Origin of the sequence: Paraglaciecola mesophila, from assembly GCF_009906955.1 — a bacterium.
Taxonomy (GTDB): Bacteria; Pseudomonadota; Gammaproteobacteria; order Enterobacterales; family Alteromonadaceae; genus Paraglaciecola; species Paraglaciecola mesophila_A.
Window position 1 is genome coordinate 1,283,845 of the sequence record NZ_CP047656.1, and the last position, 17,712, is coordinate 1,301,556.

At 45.1% G+C, this 17,712-nt stretch carries 13 protein-coding genes; 7 read left to right on the forward strand and 6 right to left on the reverse strand.

All coding sequences use genetic code 11. The annotated features are described in order from the left end of the window. Positions 1–103: 103 nt before the first annotated feature. The 6 genes from FX988_RS05505 (at position 104) to FX988_RS05530 (ending at position 7,952) form a co-directional block, all read left to right on the forward strand. On the forward strand, positions 104–673 hold the full coding sequence (locus FX988_RS05505) for an RNA polymerase sigma factor (protein ID WP_160178693.1): 570 nt from the start codon (positions 104–106) through the stop codon (positions 671–673). Next, positions 670–1,662, forward strand: a complete 993-nt coding sequence (locus FX988_RS05510; RefSeq protein ID WP_160178694.1) for a FecR family protein — start codon at positions 670–672, stop codon at positions 1,660–1,662. The genes FX988_RS05505 and FX988_RS05510 overlap by 4 nt, the downstream gene beginning before the upstream one ends. Before the next feature lie 87 nt (positions 1,663–1,749). Beyond that, positions 1,750–4,929 carry a TonB-dependent receptor gene (locus FX988_RS05515; RefSeq protein ID WP_160178695.1) on the forward strand — a complete coding sequence of 1,060 codons (3,180 nt, stop codon included), beginning with the start codon at positions 1,750–1,752 and terminating at the stop codon, positions 4,927–4,929. 92 nt (positions 4,930–5,021) lie between these two features. Further along, positions 5,022–6,188: a M14 family metallopeptidase gene (locus FX988_RS05520; RefSeq protein ID WP_160178696.1), complete on the forward strand. Its 1,167-nt coding sequence runs from the start codon at positions 5,022–5,024 to the stop codon at positions 6,186–6,188. Positions 6,189–6,338: 150 nt separating this feature from the next. Continuing rightward, on the forward strand, positions 6,339–6,803 hold the full coding sequence (locus FX988_RS05525) for a GNAT family N-acetyltransferase (RefSeq protein ID WP_160178697.1): 465 nt from the start codon (positions 6,339–6,341) through the stop codon (positions 6,801–6,803). 165 nt (positions 6,804–6,968) lie between these two features. After that, positions 6,969–7,952, forward strand: a complete 984-nt coding sequence (locus tag FX988_RS05530; RefSeq protein WP_160178698.1) for a transposase — start codon at positions 6,969–6,971, stop codon at positions 7,950–7,952. Positions 7,953–9,087: 1,135 nt separating this feature from the next. Here FX988_RS05530 and FX988_RS05540 read toward each other — a convergent pair. The 5 genes from FX988_RS05540 to rimK form a co-directional block, all read right to left on the reverse strand. Then, positions 9,088–10,317, reverse strand: a complete 1,230-nt coding sequence (locus FX988_RS05540; RefSeq protein ID WP_160178700.1) for an ABC transporter permease — start codon at positions 10,315–10,317, stop codon at positions 9,088–9,090. Next, a complete protein-coding gene (locus tag FX988_RS05545) occupies positions 10,314–11,036 on the reverse strand; it encodes an ABC transporter ATP-binding protein (protein ID WP_160178701.1) in 723 nt (240 codons plus the stop codon). Before FX988_RS05545 ends, FX988_RS05540 begins: the two co-directional genes overlap by 4 nt. Next, positions 11,036–12,511, reverse strand: a complete 1,476-nt coding sequence (locus FX988_RS05550; RefSeq protein WP_160178702.1) for an efflux RND transporter periplasmic adaptor subunit — start codon at positions 12,509–12,511, stop codon at positions 11,036–11,038. The genes FX988_RS05545 and FX988_RS05550 overlap by 1 nt, the downstream gene beginning before the upstream one ends. 287 nt (positions 12,512–12,798) lie before the next feature. Further along, positions 12,799–13,839, reverse strand: a complete 1,041-nt coding sequence (locus FX988_RS05555) for a succinylglutamate desuccinylase/aspartoacylase family protein (RefSeq protein WP_160178703.1) — start codon at positions 13,837–13,839, stop codon at positions 12,799–12,801. 2 nt (positions 13,840–13,841) lie between these two features. Then, the gene (gene rimK, locus FX988_RS05560) at positions 13,842–14,750 is read right to left on the reverse strand and encodes a 30S ribosomal protein S6--L-glutamate ligase (protein ID WP_007984180.1); all 909 of its coding nucleotides are present in this window, start codon (positions 14,748–14,750) and stop codon (positions 13,842–13,844) included. A gap of 468 nt (positions 14,751–15,218) precedes the next feature. Between rimK and FX988_RS05565 the strand changes: the two genes are divergently transcribed. Further along, positions 15,219–15,959: a hypothetical protein gene (locus FX988_RS05565; protein WP_160178704.1), complete on the forward strand. Its 741-nt coding sequence runs from the start codon at positions 15,219–15,221 to the stop codon at positions 15,957–15,959. Between the two features lie 9 nt (positions 15,960–15,968). Here the strand turns inward: FX988_RS05565 and FX988_RS05570 are convergent, their stop codons facing one another. Further along, positions 15,969–17,591: a GMC family oxidoreductase gene (locus tag FX988_RS05570; RefSeq protein ID WP_160178705.1), complete on the reverse strand. Its 1,623-nt coding sequence runs from the start codon at positions 17,589–17,591 to the stop codon at positions 15,969–15,971. Positions 17,592–17,712 lie beyond the last annotated feature (121 nt).

Consider the following 17,712-nt stretch of genomic DNA (forward strand, 5'->3'; position numbering starts at 1 on the left):
AGCATACTTTCACGCTCAGAGTGTAAGTATTCAAAGCATTTATTGAGGTGTTTTATTTTCGCTGCGTATACGTAGTAACATGGTGCAATTTAATGGGTAAGGCGTGAAAGTAATCCAGCTAAATAGAGCAAAAAAGCAGCTCCTTACCAGAGATGAGAATAGCCAGCTGGTACAGCAACTATATGCAGAGTATGGCAGTGCTTTACGCCGCTTTATTCGCGTGCGCTCACGATTAAGTGACAACGATTGTGAAGATGTCATGCAAGAAGTATATGAGCGCCTGCTTAAGCTGGATGACTTAGCACAAAAGCTAGCAGGTAGAATGGATACCGTACGCAATTATCTCTTTCAAATTGCGACCCATATTTTAATCGATCGTGCTCGCCGCGCTAAAGTTCGCTGCACTGAGAACCATGTAAGCGAACAAGACACGGCAATATTTTCATCGATATATTCCCCTGAACGCGCGCTGCAAAACAGAAAGCAGCTCCGCGAAATTGAAATAGCATTGGCTGAAATTAAAACCAGCCACAAACAGGCATTTATGTTAAACAGAGTAGAAGGCATGAGTTACCGAGAGATCAGTGACGCATTAGGCGTATCAGTTAGTACGGTTGAAAAATACATCTCAGCAGCTTTGGTCGCGATCAGAACAAAGGTGTCGCCCATATGAAAAGGAATGTGAACCAAGACGCGGTGACGAAGCAAGCCGCTAACTTTGTCGCTCGATTATATTCCGGTGAATTAAGCGCAGAAGAAGAAAACGAAATTTATGCTTGGTGTGACCAATCTCCCCAACACCAACAGGAATTTGACAATATGTTAGCGATTTGGGACAGCAGTAATCAGCTGTTTCAAACGACAGACCCCGTCGAAAAGAAAAACCACACTTATTGGTATACCGGTATTGCCGCCAGTTTTGTGTGCGCGGTGTTCGCCATTTGGTTCGTTGCCCTGCCCCAATCTGAGCCAACACATCAAATCACCCATAACGAACTGAACCGTTATCACACCGCCGTGGGTGAAATAAGTACGGTGGGCTTACCCGACGGCAGCATAGTGACACTTAATACCAACAGTGCCATTAAAGTCGACTTTTCAGGTAGCCAGCGGCGTATTTTATTAGAACGCGGGGAAGCATTTTTCGACGTAGCGAAGGATCCTACTCGGGTGTTTAGCATTCATACCGGCGAAAAAACCATTCGGGTAATTGGCACTAAGTTCAATGTGCGAAAATCTGACGCGACACTAAAAGTGTCTGTTGCTGAGGGCTTAGTAGCGGTGCAGTCATCTACCCTGCCTAGCAACGATCAAATTGACTTCGAGGAAGCTGAAACCCTGCTGCCTGCCGGTTCAATTGGGGCATTTAATGGCACCAGTGAAGTCATAGCGCAAGTGACCTCAAAAGAAGTCAACGCCAGTCAGCAGTGGCGCCAAGGTATTTTTCGTTTCGATAATGAACCATTAGCTAAGGTCCTCACTGAGTTCAATCGCTATCGAATAAAAAAAATAACCCTAGAAAACCAAGCCATGGGCAAATTGAAAATAAGTGGCGTGTTCAAATTGAAAGACGGCGACAGTATTTTATCGGCACTTGAGGCGGCGCTACCTGTGGAAGTAGAGCGTTATCCTGAGTACATAGAGTTGACGGCGAAAAACTAATTTTCAATTTTAATGGAGGATCATAACGTGCCTTGCGTATACCTCTAATAGGAACAGTCACATCTAATAATAATAGAGGCACACAATATGAAACTGCACATGAAACTACATCAGTCGTTTAAACTCAGTCCCCTTGCTTGTTGCGTCATGCTTATGCTGCCCGCCAGTCATAGTTTGGCTGCACAACAAACGCGGCAAAGCATCGATATTCCAGCGCAAAATATTGAATCAGCCCTGCTCGAACTGGCACAGGAAAGTGAAACACAAATTCTATTTTCTTCTGCCATTACCCCGAACATCACCACCCGCGCGATATCAGCAGATTTAACCGTGGAAGAAGCCTTAGCTGTGTTGCTTGAAAACACATCTTTAGAATTTGTTAAGCGCTCTAAAAGCACCTATATCATACGTGAAAAAAACGCGCCTTCTTCCATCAACCCCAGCACTGAAAGTAGTGCCATCCCTGTTGCAGCCGCAAAAGAAGCATTAGGTACATCAACAAAAAAGGCTGACGGCGAAGCCAGTGTTGAGCGCATTAAGGTTGTGGGCTCAAATATCCGCGTCAACCAAGATTCTGGCGCATTGCCTATTACTACCTTTAGTGCTCAAGACTTTGAAGACTTAGGCATATCAAGCGGCGCTGATTTGCTGGCAGAATTACCTCAACAAGGGGAAGTAAGCTTCAACAGCGAACGCGTGGTGGGCGGTGTCAATGATGCCCGAGGTGACGTTTCCTCAGTTAACTTACGCGGCATTGGCACCGGCTATAGTTTAACCCTGTTAAATGGTCGACGATTAGTCCTGCACCCTGGCACCCAAGCCGAAGATTTAGTCCCTGTAACAACGGTAAACTCAAATGCATTGCCGGTGCGCGGCCTAAAACGCGTAGAAGTGTTACGTGATGGCGCCGCTGCGATATACGGAACAGACGCTATCGCAGGGGTTATTAATTACGTACTCAAAGACAAAAACACCGGCGGTGATTTGCAGTTCCAGTACGGTAAAAATGACGGCACTGACAAAGACACATTTAGCCTTTCAGGCTCCGGCGGTTGGTTTTTTAATAATGAGCAAACTCACTTAACACTCAGTGCAAGTCTGTATCAACAAGATATGTTGATGGCATCAGAGCGAGATTACGCCGCCAGTTCAGACACCCGAAACTACCCAGGGTTAGCGCCTGAATTTGTTGGCAATACGTCCTTAGACGGACGCACGACTTCCACACCTTGGGCAGAACTAAGCTCTGATAGTCTTGGTACCTTTCATATTCAACCCGACACGTTTGACGGCTGCGAAGTGGCACTGGATAACGGCATATGTGCAGATGGCGGCAGTTTAGATCGCGAATTACGTTACGACTCAAACTCAGAGCGTTCTCTTAGCTCAGAGGTTAGCCGTGTCAATTTATACGCACTTATGACGCATAACCTAACCGATGAAGTTGAGCTGTACGGTGAAGCGCTTTATTACCAAGCAGAAGCTGACCGATTACGTGAACAAAGCGGTAATTTAACAGCCCAGCGATTCACAGTATCAAGTGACGCTTTTTACAATCCATTCGGTGAAGATGTAACCGTTAGACGATACCGGCCCATTGATACTGGCCCGCGTAAAATAAACGTAGAAGATTATTCTTATCGCTTTCTGACGGGACTAAGGGGTTACTATAAAGACTGGGATTGGGACACAGCCGTTCTTTATTCAAAAGCCCACACGCTCGATTCTGCGAACCGGGTCAATACCACTTTATTTCAACAAGCTGTGAACAGCACAGAGCAAAACACAGCCTATGATCTCTTTAACGGTGGTAGCCTGACCTCACCAAACATTGGCGATGACACAGGTAATGACCAAGACGTTATCGACAGCTTTATGTTCAATATTGAACGTGAATCTGAAACCGAGCTTGCCCTTTACGATTTTAAAGTATCGCGTCCTGATATTTTTGCCTTACCTGCTGGCGATGTAGGCATGGCGGTGGGCGTGGAATACCGTTACGAGAGCTTCTCAGATGCACGCAGCGATGCGCTCAATGGCACAGATAGCTTTATTGATGTCGTAACGGGGAACCCTTCGGCCCTTGCCAGTACGGTATTAGGTAGTAGCCCAACGCCAGATTCTGCTGGCAGCCGCAATGTGTTTTCAACCTATGTTGAATTTGCCGTGCCTTTGCTAGCAGACCTACCGCTAGTGAAAAGCTTGAACATGCAACTGGCTGCCCGTTATGAGCGATTTTCTGATGTAGGCGATATCACCAAACCCAAGGTATCGTTAGCATGGCAGGTGAATGACATGGTTCAACTGCGTGCAGCCTATGCTGAAGGCTTTAAAGCACCAGGATTACCGCAAACAACAGCCGTCGATGTGTCGCGCTCTAACACCCGTTCTGATCCCATATCAGGTATTCGCCAAGGCACGCTTGAAATACGCAATGGTAGCGACGATCTTAAACCTGAAACCAGCACTAACACGTTTGCAGGAATTGTATTTACCCCAATAAAAAATCTAACGCTAACGGCTGACTGGTGGCATATAAAACAAAAAGACGTGGTAGGAATATTAAGTAGCCAAACGCAAATTTTATACGATGCACTCCTTCGAGCAGATGGTGGCAGTAATACCAACGTGATCCGTGATAACAATAACGAAATTTTGTACGTTACTAACGACTATACCAACCTGCTTCCTCGGGAAATTAAAGGCATCGATTACAGTATTTTTTACAAGATGAATACTGAGCTGGGTGATTTTACCTTCACTGCCAATGCGGCTAATTTAACCCAATTTGACCAAGGGTTAGACCCCATCACGCAGCGCGTAGTGACCGCACAGGAAAACGGCAACGAAGCGGTACTATTTAACGGTGAATCTGTTGGCATACCTGGTGCGGCGGGTGACTTATTAACAAAAAATGGTCGCCCAGAATGGCGCAGCAACATTGGCATAAGATGGCAGAAAGACAACTGGGGCGCAGGGATCAAATACAAATATATTAGTGAGTTAGAAAATGTATCCCTGTCTTATTTTGACGATGCTGGCGATTTGATTTATCAACAAATTGACGATTGGTCCACGGTTGACGCCTATGCTTCCTATTCGTTTACCCAGCAAAACAGTTGGCTAGACAAAACTAAATTAACCTTAGGCGCACGTAATCTCGGTGACAAAGAGCCTCCTTTTACCTCGGGAACATTTGGCTATGAAAGCAGTGTTCACTCTTCTGCAGGGCGTTACCTGTACATGACCTTAAACAAGAAGTTTTAGTCGCGCAGCAGCTCAGCCAATCACAGATACGCTGATTGGCTTTTTCTTATTACCTATATTTTATTACCTATAAAGAATGGAATGCTATCACCATGCTTAGATATTTTTTCCCCATACTATTGCTCACCACTTTTTCAGCGTTTGTTCATGCCAAAGACTGCCAGTTTGACGGTGTGACTTTTTACAGCGATTTTAGCACCGCACGTTTAAGCACCTGTGAAAGGCTGGCTAAACACGAATACCATATTGGCATTTTGCCAGAAAACGAGCCGGTCAACCCTAGTCCTTGGTTTGGTTTTAAGGTGCAATCAAAAACGGATAGCGAGGTAAAAATTAAACTCACCTTCAACGGCAATAACCCACGTTACCTGCCCAAACTCAGTAGGAATGGCGAAGATTGGCAAAATATTCCCTTTGAAACCAAGGGCAAAGAAATGTGGATAAGCCTAAGCACTGGCAAAACGCCTGTCTGGATTTCAGCCCAAGAAGTCATTGATAATCAAGAATATGACCAGTGGTTAGCCCGCCTAAAAGCGCAGCGCCCTGAGCTTCATATTGAAACCCTCGGGCCATCAGTGAAAGGCCGTCCGATTAAAGCCTTAGTGAAACAATCAGCGAAAAATAAAGAATGGCTCGTGATCATAGGCCGTCAACACCCGCCAGAAGTGACAGGCGCTATGGCTTTATTTGCGTTTAGTGAAGCCTTGTTACTCGACAACACCTTGAGTAATCCCTTTTTCGAGCGTTTTAATCTGCTCATGGTGCCAGATTTAAACCCAGACGGCGTGGAAACCGGTAACTGGCGGCACAACGCCAATGGCTTTGACCTAAACCGGGACTGGAAAAACTTCGCCCAAGCGGAAACGCGGCTGGTACGAGACAAAATGGCGAGCATAGTGAAAAAAGGCGAAAAAATCGTATTTGCCGTAGATTTTCACTCCACCTTCCACGACATTTTTTACACCATGCCGGACGACCATGACTTGGCCCCGCTCCCCCTTATGAAAGGTTGGTTAGCAGATTTAGATGCTGAAACAGGTTGGGTATTCAAAACGGTGAATAAATCAGCGTCATCTCCCGATAGAGGCATCTTCAAACAATACATTGCCGATCACTACAAGGTACATGCTGTGACCTACGAAGTGGGTGACAACACCAATCGTCAACTGATCCCTTATGTCGCCAAGCAAGCCGCTAAAGCGCTAGTAAAAAATTTGTTAGAAGTCGAACCAGACGCATTTTACGTTAAGCCGAAATAGCCCCAAAATTAGCACTAATGCCCAGTTGATCAAGGCCCAGCGCGGGATCAAGGGGCATTTTGTGCAACCGCTTCAACTGTGCCTCTCGTATACACCGTCATGCTAATATCCATAGTATCGATTAGCCGCAGCAAGACATACAAAGAACGCATGAAACTAGTCAAATCGAGCGATATACACCTAATTGAGTTGATGAGCTGGTTTGAAGACGAGGCGCAAATTGTTATGTGGTCAGGGTCGGGGTTTTGCTATCCATATGATTTAGGCACATTCAAACAGAATTTGAAATTAACAAGCCTACCCTCTTTTTCACTGGTATCGCCACAAGGCGCTTTGCAGGCATTTGGCCAATATTATTTACGTGAACAACGGTGTCATTTATGCCGCTTAGTTGTAAACCCTGCCAATAGAGGTCTGGGTATTGTGGCAACATTAATCGCAAACTTAGCTGCTCGGGGAAAAGAAGAGTTCAAGGTAAACAGTTGTTCATTGTTTGTTTTTAATGACAACATTTCTGCGATCCGTGCTTATCAAAAGTTGGGGTTTGTACAAACCCAATACCCAACTGATATGCCTTTAGCCGGCTGTACCTATATGGTTAGCTATATAGGCTGATGCTGTCTTGTCGGCGGCTTGGGAAAAATAAAAACTTTACGAGATGAAAGAGAAAATAGAGACACCCATGATAAGAGAAAATAGAGACACCCATGATAAAAATGGTCAATTTTCAAAGCTAAACTACACTTAATTCATGTCTCATTCTTGTCAGGTAGGCTACACATGCCTCAATCTCGAAAAAGCCAAATTAGTTTAATAGATACGCCTTATTACCATTGCGTGTCTCGCTGCGTTCGCCAATCTTATTTGTGTGGTACGAACCAGCTTACTGGGCAGAACTATGAGCATCGTCGAGGCTGGGTAGAAGAGCGTTTATTATTTCTAGCAACCGTATTTTCCGTCGACATTTGTGCCTATGCAGTCATGAATAATCACACGCATGTGGTGCTATATGTAGATAAATCTATGGCGGATAAGTGGGATGCTGATGAAGTGTTGAGGCGCTACCACAAGCTACACAGAGGCACATTGCTGACTCAGAAGTTTGTTAACGGCGATACCTTGAGCCAAGCAGAGCTAATCACCTTTGATGAAACCGTTCAAACCTATCGGAAACGTCTTTACGACATAAGCTGGTTTATGCGTGATTTAAATGAGTATATTGCTCGTCAAGCGAATAAAGAAGACGGCTGCACCGGTCGTTTTTGGGAAGGGCGATTTAAGTCCCAAGCGTTACTAGATGAAAGTGCAGTCTTAGCGTGCATGGCCTATGTAGATTTAAACCCCATTCGCGCAAAAATGGCAAAAACACCTGAAACGTCAAAGCACACCAGTATTAAAAAACGCATTCACGCCGTTAAAAACCAACAATCACAACCAAGCGTTTTGATGCCGTTTGTGGGAAATCATCGTGAAAACAGGCCCACAGGTATTGCGTATTCGCTCAAAGACTATTGTGAGCTCATTGATACCACAGGTCGTTGTATTCGTGATGACAAGGCGGGTCATATTGATAACACTCACAGTCCTATTCTACAAAGATTGAGACTAGACTCTGCTCAATGGCTAACCCTAACCACTGAGTTCGAAAAACACTTCTGTTACGCAGCAGGTGCGGAGCAAATGATGAATGCTTTTAAGCGCCATACTCATCATCAACGAATACGAGGCATGACCAAAGCAAAAGCACTGTTAAAGCGCGCTTAAGCCCCACAAACAAGACAACCTTTACATAACCTGTAAGGTAGACGCTTGTCTAAAAACAGACTTTGCGCGCCATTTTCATACCTCAACGCGCAAGATTTCAGTGAAAATCCTCAATCACTCAGACCCCAAGTACCTTGACGCATTTTGAAGGCAATTGTTCCTCTAAGCAGGGAAGTTTTTATAGCACTTTAACAATGGGTGTCTCTGTTTACTGCTTTAACAATGGGTGTCTCTGTTTACTGCTTTAACAATGGGTGTCTCTGTTTACTGCTCCTATTCTGGCTTATTCGTCTGCGTCGCTGACATTGCTTCGTATTGTAAAAGACAGGCCAAAGGCGCAATTGATTTCGGTAACGTTAGAAGAAGAGCAAAGCATGAAAATTCGACTAGCAGGTTTGAAATAGGTCATAGAGGAGATCGCACTTTATAACGTTATAAAGCATTTTACGCATACATCACTAATAAAAAAAATGTGTAAATTCGTACACTTTTAGAATAATTAACACCGTGCCAGATAGCATCATCATTCTACCGCGGTTATTTAAACGCTCCTTGCTTATTCTGGTATTGCCCTTTTGAATCATTTGCAGTCGACTGCCTTGTACGACTAGTAAAGAAGCCACTAAAAGTAAAAATACACCTATTGTTAATTCCGTCACTACCACAGGTAACCCCTCGCGCGTCATTTCATTATTCTTTTCTGTTAAACATAGGACCGTGAAGTGTTCAGAGCGGGTATTTTTACGCGCTCGTCTTCTCGATCGTTATATTGTTCTGTGCGGGATTTAGCAGAAACCATACCAAATAAGGAATAACAGTGAAGGTGAGCAACCATCAGCCTTTTAAGGCCGTTGGGATTGATGACACAACTTATAAGAATGAGCGACTCGGTAACCCAGACAAACCGCGTTGAAAAAATTACACCTAAGTCAGACTGTTAACTCACTTAAAAGTAAACGATATGCTCTTAATGTTTTGCTTGAAAGGCTGATTTGTGTGGCATAGTCATAACCAATCGAATTTAAAAAATGCATTATGAGAAGACAGCAGGCTCACTGATATAAGTGAGCCGCACCGAAGGAATAATTTTAGATGAGCCGAGACTGGTTGATCTGGTCTTTTTTTATCGCCAGCGCTATTCGTAACGCAGGGCGTCAATCGGTGCTAATCGTGATGCTTTTAGCGCAGGGTAATACCCAAAAAACACCCCTATCAGCCCAGAGAAGCCTAAGCTTAACAGTACTACCTGTGTTTCAATGATCCCCCCTGCCCCAATGCCATATTGGTTGCCCATAAACACAAAGCCATAGGCAATCACCACACCGATAAATCCACCCAAGCCGCACAACACAATAGATTCGATTAGAAACTGATACAAAATATCTGACGGCTTGGCCCCCACCGCCATACGCAAGCCGATTTCACGGGTGCGTTCAGTGACCGAGACCAACATAATATTCATAATACCGATACCGCCAACCACTAGGCTTACCGAAGCAACCCATGCGAGTAAGGTGTTGAATACCTGTATAGTTTCTGCCCGTGTGGCGATCATTTCTGACACATTACGAATGCGAAACATATCATCGCCCCCCACCGGAATACGCATGCGTTGACGCAATAGGCGTGACATTTCGTCTTCAATATAATCCATGTCTTCACCGTCATAAGCACTGACTTGAATAAAACGTACTGATTTAGGGTTAGTGGCACTGACACCTGTGATTTTATTGCGCACCGTTTTTATCGGTAGAAAAATCACGTCGTCTTGATCTTCGCCTCTGGAGTCTTGTCCTTTGGCTGCCAACACCCCAATAATGGTGGCATTAAAATTGGTTACCCGTATTGTTTGGCCAATAGGATCGCTAGCGCCAAATAACTCGACGCGCAAGCGCTCGCCAATGATTGCCACTTTGCTGCCGCGATTAATTTCAGCACTGGTGAATTCACGGCCGCTCGCTAAATCCCAATCTCGGACCACAAAATAGCGGTTATCGATGCCATCTATTTCAGTAGACCAATTTAAATTGCCATAAATTACCTGCCCAGCTGAAGATAAATAAGGCGCTGCAGCTTCCACCCCAGGTACCTGCTTTTCAATTAAGTTAGCGTCGTCTTCGTTAATTTTTACCACAGATTCTGAGCGTGCCCCACCGCTTTGTCTAAATGAGCCCGTCACAAAAAACACGTTGCCGCCAAGTGATTTAATTTGTTCATCCACTTTTTGCTGAGCTCCCGCCCCCATGGCCACCATGATGATCACTGCTGCTACCCCGATAATAATTCCCAACATGGTTAAACAACTGCGCAGCACATTGACTTTCAGGGCGGTGATAGCAGTTTTAAGTAAAATGACAATCTTCATGTATTGCTCTCTCGTGCCGCTTGGCGCACATTGTTATTGCGCTCATCACTTATTAGCTCACCGTCACGGAAGGTTAATTTACGCTTGGCAAACTGGGCGATATCCGGTTCGTGAGTAACCAAAATAATGGTTTTGCCTTGCTGATTGAGTTGTTGAAAAAGGGCCATGACTTCTAAACCAGTTTGGGTATCTAAAGCGCCTGTTGGCTCATCAGCCAATATCATTAACGGGTCGTTGATGAGTGCACGAGCGATCGCCACGCGTTGCTGCTGCCCGCCCGATAACTGAGCTGGGTGATGCTCCATACGCGACCCAAGTCCAACATTTTCTAGGCATTGTTTGGCCCGACTTGACCAATCTGACTCAGGCACATTGCTGTACAAAAGTGGTAAGGTGACATTATCTAGGGCACTGGTTCGCGGTAACAAATTAAACTGTTGGAACACAAAACCGATACGCTGATTGCGCACACTTGCTAACTCATTCTTTGTCAATGAGGATAATTCTTGGCCCGCAAATGCGATGCTGCCTTCACTGGCTATATCTAAACAGCCTAATAAGTTCATCATGGTGGACTTACCCGAACCAGAGCTGCCCATAATTGCCACAAACTCGCCTTGCTGAATATCCAGATCAACGCCTTTGAGTGCCCACACTTTTTCATCGCCCATGGCGTAGACTTTTTTCGCTTGGCGTACTGTTAACAAAGCTTGGCTCATTATTCGGTGACCTTCTGAGCACGCACTATGACCTTGTCACCTTCTTTTAATCCTCTAGCGCGAATTTCGCTATATTCAAGGTCGGCGATACCTATGCCAACATCCATTTTAACGGGTTGCCCATCGCGTAATACCCACACAGTGCCCGGCTGATAATCTTTGCCATTCGCTTTGCCTTTGGCAGGTCGAGATTGACCAGAAGCCTTAAACGTGTCCATTTGCTCTGGGGTTAGAATACTCTGCAACTCGATATTCATCTTGCTACGAATCTTCTTCATTGCATCATTTGGTGAGCCTCCAGGTCCCCCCGGGCCACGAGGGGATGATTCACGAGCAGCTTGCATAGCTTCACGCATATCTTGCATGACTTTTTCCATCTGTTCCTGTTGCAAATCATTTAACCCTAGTTGTTCCGTTAGCTGAGCCATGCGATCCCCAGGGCCACCTCTATCAGAAGTCCCGCTAGACGATGCTCCCTCTGGCGTAAAACGTAATGCTGAATTTGCAACACGCAGCACATTTTCACGCTCACCTAAGACCACGTCTACGTTGGCGGTCATGCCGGGTAATAACAGCAATTGCTCGTTTTGCACGCTAATAATCACCTTGTAGGTCACCACATTATTGGTCACGGTAGCCGCTTTTCTGACTTGACTGACCACGCCGTGGAACTGGCGCTCAGGGAATGCATCAACGGTAAAGTTGACCTTTTGATCTTTTGCTATGCGTCCAATATCCGCTTCATCTACGTCGGCTTCAATTTGCATTTTGACTAAATCCTTAGCGATCGAAAACAGTGTTGGCGCAGATAAGCTCGCAGATACCGTTTGCCCAGTATCAACTTGACGGTCAATAACAACGCCGTCTACAGGTGAGCGAATGTAGGTTCGGTCTAAGTCGAGTTTTGTTTGTTCAAGACTGGATTGAGATTGTTCAACTTGCGCCTCTCCCACCAAGATAGCCGCCTTCGCTGTTTCGATAGCCACTTTAGCAAGCTCATTGCTGGTTTCGCTAATATCTAGCTCAGAAGCACTAACCAGATTTTTATCTCTTAACTCTTTTGTACGATTAAATTCACGTTGCGCTAACGTTGCTTCAGTCTGCGCTCTTTTAAGCGCCGCATTAAGCTGGGTAAGCGAGGCTTTGGATGACGCTAAATCAGCCTCACTTTGGCGTAGCCGGGATAAAATAGTGCGATCATCTATGCGCGCGATGACCTGCCCGCTAGTGACTTCGTCATTAAAATCCACATTCAGCTGAGAGATTAGGCCAGACAATTCTGAACCGACTAACACGGTGACCACAGGGGAAATTGTACCAGAGGAGTTAACCGTACTTTCAATTTTACCTAACGAAAGTGGTTGAGTGTGATACACAATGTGCTCGTCAGACTGTGAAGGGCGCATAAACCACCACAATACTGCGCCGACAACAACCACAAAAACCAGTCCTTTTGTTAACTTTGTCTTGTTCATAATCTACTGTCTAATAATCTAATTAAAATACTTGGAATATGAACGGATTAAATCACTTATTTGCGCTAAATACTGTAAAGGGAATGTAAAGTTATCTAAAGTTGCTTCGCTGATATTTTATGAGTAATTTTAGCTAAAGATCAGGCACTTCCGGTTGAACCATTGCACATTAACCAGTGCTTACTTATTAGCGGGGTTGGTATTTCATCACTCATAATGGAAGATAAAAAAACGCCACATAAGTGACGTTTTTAACCTACTCACGTTCGCGATTTGACTTGGCGTGGCTATACCACGATACCTTGAGGGTCAATTTCCGGCATCAGATTTTCCTGTAATTGATCCATGTTATCGACCACGTCTTTCGGATCATCAAACAAGGCAATATGGAACATTGCATCCCCTTCTTGCACCAGCGGAATATTCTGCTTACCAATTATGATACCTGAACGGTTTGCCAACAGTGGCTCGCTGTATGTGCCGGTAGGACTACACACATCAGCCAACACATCACCGCGCTTTACATAATCACCTAAGCTCTTACGATCCCGGACAATACCGCTTTCTGGTGCGCGCAACCAAGAGCTTTTATATGCCACCAAGGGTTCAATTTTTGGCATTGAGCGGCGACGCTTCGACACCACACCTAACGCCGCTAGCACATTAAATATGCCTTTCACACCGGCACGAATCGACAATTCATCAAAGCGTAAGGCTTCGCCTGCTTCATATAATAGGATTTTAGTACCCGTTTCATCCGCTGCTTGACGAAGTGAGCCATCACGTAAATCTGAGTTAAGCAGCACGGGTACACCAAAGGCGTGGGCCAATTCAGCGGTTTTCGGGTCCTTCAAGTTGGCTCTAATTTGCGGCAAGTTACTGCGATGAATTGCGCCTGTGTGTAAATCAATTCCATAATCACACTTGGCGGCAATTTCCGTTAAAAACATGTGGGCCAAACGCGAAGTCAATGAGCCATTGGGCGAGCCAGGAAATGAGCGATTCAAGTCACGACGATCAGGCATATAGCGGCTTTGCATCAACATGCCATATACATTCACCATAGGCACTGCAATCACAGTGCCGGCGATTAATTTAAAAGAGGGTGAGTCCAGCACGCGGCGTACAATCTCAATCCCGTTTAATTCGTCACCATGAATGGCGGCGCTAATAAATACGGTAGGCCCTTCCTTTTTAGCGCGTATAACTTCAACTGGAATAGACATGTCGGTATCTGTGTATAAGCGTGCAGCAGAGAGCTGTAACTTAGTACGCGAGCCGGGCTCAATAACATGATCGCCTATTTTTAGCGGAGCTGCTTTTACCATGACTACCCATTCCCTCGTGTTTTTGTGCTATGTGGCTTGGCTTTTTTGTTCTCGATAAATTCGATAATCATATTTGCAACATCCTTTGACGTCGCCGCTTCGATTCCTTCAAGGCCGGGTGAAGAATTTACTTCCATAACGACCGGTCCATGACTGGAGCGCAACAAATCAACGCCACACACGTTTAATCCCATTGCACCTGCTGCAGCCACTGCGGTTGCGCGCTCAACAGCCGTCAACTTAACTAACGTTGCGCTGCCCCCGCGATGTAAATTCGAGCGAAACTCTCCTGGAGCACCTTGGCGTTTCATGGCTGCCACGACTTTACCGCCTACCACGAAGCAACGAATATCTGCCCCGCCTGCTTCTTTAATGTATTCCTGAACTAAGATATTGGCTTTAATGCCCATAAAGGCTTCAACGATACTTTCTGCTGCTTTATTGGTGTCAGCTAAAACCACACCAATGCCCTGTGTGCCTTCAAGCAATTTAATCACCACAGGCGCACCGCCCACATTGGCAATCAAATCTTTAATATTATCTGGACTATGAGCAAAGCCAGTGCGCGGCAAGCCAATTCCTTTGCGTGAAAGTAACTGCATTGAGCGCAACTTATCCCGTGAACGACTAATGGCAACTGATTCGTTGACACTAAAGCTACCCATCATTTCGAACTGACGCACAACGGCCGTACCGTAAAACGTCACTGATGCGCCTATACGTGGAATGATCGCATCGTATTTAGGCAAAGGTTCACCTTTGAAACGCACCGAGGGTTTGTTGCTCGAAATATCCATATAACAATGCAAGGTATCTATAATATCGACCTCATGCCCGCGGGCAATTGCAGCTTCTTGCAGACGACGGGTTGAGTACAGCTTCTTGTTACGAGATAAAATGGCAATTTTCATTATTTTTTCTTCTTTGGTTGAATGAGCTTAATAGACGAATGAAAAACACATAAAGTCACAGTACAGCACAAATAATTAAATCATGGGTTTAACCTGCCTTGAGACAGCGACAGGATACTGCCGTTAAGCCCACATTATGCACGTTTGCAGAAAATGACATTTTTCGCTTTTAAACACCATGACGCAGATCGTATATCGGCATAGCAAGCTTGCTTGTCTCTTGCGTCAAATTGAAAGCAAATTGCGCACGAGAGCGAGAGCGAACCTTTGGTTATTCACAAAATTGAACCATACTACCCCTGAAAAGTGAGAACTTTAAAACATAATTTGTACTTAAACTTACGATCTGAATTTAAACGTCGTGCGTAAACACGTTAACTGACCTGAAGTAACAAGAGTTTGAGATGTCCATAATTGTGGTTGCAATCACTGTTTTGAATTAGGTACACACTATTTAGCGTTGATAATATGCATATTAAACGGTTACAAACATTCGTCCTGATGCTGTCTGTGAGCTTTTCGCAGACATTCGCCATTTTCTATGCAGTTGCTCAACCTTTAGGAGCCAATGAAAACGCTTCGTTAATCACAACTGATTCATTTAGCAAACAATTCCTCATCACCTTCGTAGATTACCCGGGTGCAGAGCCCTATTTAGATGTGTTAAACGAAATATATACCGAACTTGGCTTTACGGTACACAAGGTCCCAGCGCCCGCACTTAGAGGTTTACAACTAGTGAACGAAGGCAAAGTCGATGCTGATGCTCATCGACTTGGACGTGTTGCCGCTCGCTTTGAGAACGTAATGCTAATAAAACCTGAACTGGTTCGCGCGACCCTCGTTCTACTGTGCAGAAGCGGTGTAGAATGCAACCGTAATATATTGAATAATAAAGAAAAAACACTGCTTACAAACGAGCGTTCTCTTATATACTTAGAGGATTTTGACATTCAAACTAGCGTGATAAAAAAAGAGATAATCATAAACACCGTCGATATGCTGCGTACAAAGCGCGCCGATTATGCGACGTTCATGATAGATGAGAGACAGTTAGTCCCACCAGGTATGCAATATGTAAAGCTACGCAGCATATTCTTATATCACACGATAAATAAAAAACACGCCCACCTGCTGCCCAAGATAGAAGCAAAAATGCGTACTAAGCGTTTGCAACTCAATGAAATACTTCTTTCGTCCAAAAGCTAAAATTGCCCTTTAAGCCAATTGATATTGCTGGTGAATAAAATCGGCAGCACGCTCTGCGACCATAATTGTCGGAGCATTGGTGTTGCCTCCCACTAAACGGGGAAAAACCGACGCATCTGCGACTCTTAGGCCCATTATGCCCCGCACATTTAACTGTTCATCCACGACGGCCATATCATCCTTATCAGCCCCCATCTTGCACGTGCCAACGGGATGATAAATGGTTTGGGCGTGCTGCTGAATAAATGCCAGTAACTGTTCTTCACTGTCTTTGCCTGCCCCTGGTAGCACCTCTTCCCCTTGATACTGAGCAAAGCCTTGCGATTGCAAAATTGCGCGGCCCTTGCGTATACCATCAATCATGACTTTTTGATCGTCAGGGTGCGATAAATACTGCGGATCGATAATAGCGGGTTGTGTAGGGTCGGCTGACGCTAGCGTAATCGTGCCGCGACTTTTTGGATACAGATTGCAAATATGCAAGCCGAAACCGTAACCAAGCGCGGTTTGACGTCCATGGTCCTGCAAAATCGCGGGCAAAAAATGATACTGGATATCAGGTACATCCGTAGCGAAGTCACTTCTTACAAAGCCACCAGCCTCAGCAATATTCGACGATAAAATGTCGTTACGCTTGCGCCAATAATTAAACGCAGCCTGCACATATCGAGGCAATTTTGCCAGCGCCACAGCATAGCTCTCTTTTGATTTACAACGATATTGCACAATAGCGTCAAGGTGATCTTGTAAATTTTGCCCAACACCTGCCACGTCCCGCTCAACCTTAATGCCACGCTCGACTAAATGTTCTTTAGGACCGACACCAGAAAGCATAAGAAGCTGCGGCGAATTAACGGCTCCAGCACACAAAATAACTTCGTTTTGCGCACCAAGAGTCTGTGACTGACCATTGACCTTGATGGCAACACCATGGGCTCGATTGTCATTAATCAGTATCTTTTCTACCAATGCATGGGTGACAAGCGTAAAGCTCTTCCTTTGTTGAGCTAATGCTAAAAAGCACTTTGCGGTGGAACAACGTTCACCGTTTTTATGAGTGACTTGGTATAAGCCTAAACCTTCATGTTCAGCGCCATTAAAATCGACATTTACTGGCACACCGACTTCTGTTGCTGCGTCAACAAATGACTGCGACATCGGGTTTACACAACGCAGATCATCAACGCCCAAAGGGCCACCGACACCATGAAATGGATCTGCGCCGCGCTGTTGATCTTCAGACTTTTTAAAATAAGGCAACACACTGTCCCAATCCCAGCCATTGGCACCGTGTTGCGCCCAATTATCATAATCCTGTGGCACGCCGCGGATATAACACATAGCATTTATTGCGCTTGACCCACCCAAGGTCTTCCCCCTGGGCCAATACAGTTCGCGGTTATTCAAATGCGGCTGGGCAAGCGTATTGTAATTCCAGTTAATCGCTTTAAATCGAGATAAAAGGGCAAGGCCAAAAGGAATGTGTATAAGAGGGTTACTGTCTTTTCCACCCGCTTCAATCAGGCAAACGCGGTAGTGTTCGTGTTCTGTCAATCTAGCAGCTAATGTACAACCTGCAGAGCCTGCCCCCACAATGATAAAGTCAAACGTACTTGATGGAAGTTCTGACATAATTTTGCGTCCATTTAACTTGAACTAGGTCATAGGTGAATGAGATTTTAAGGAAAGAGGCGCGCAGCAGCCAATAAAGATGCAGAAAGGCGTCGAGGTAGTTTCGCCTTCTTGATGTGCT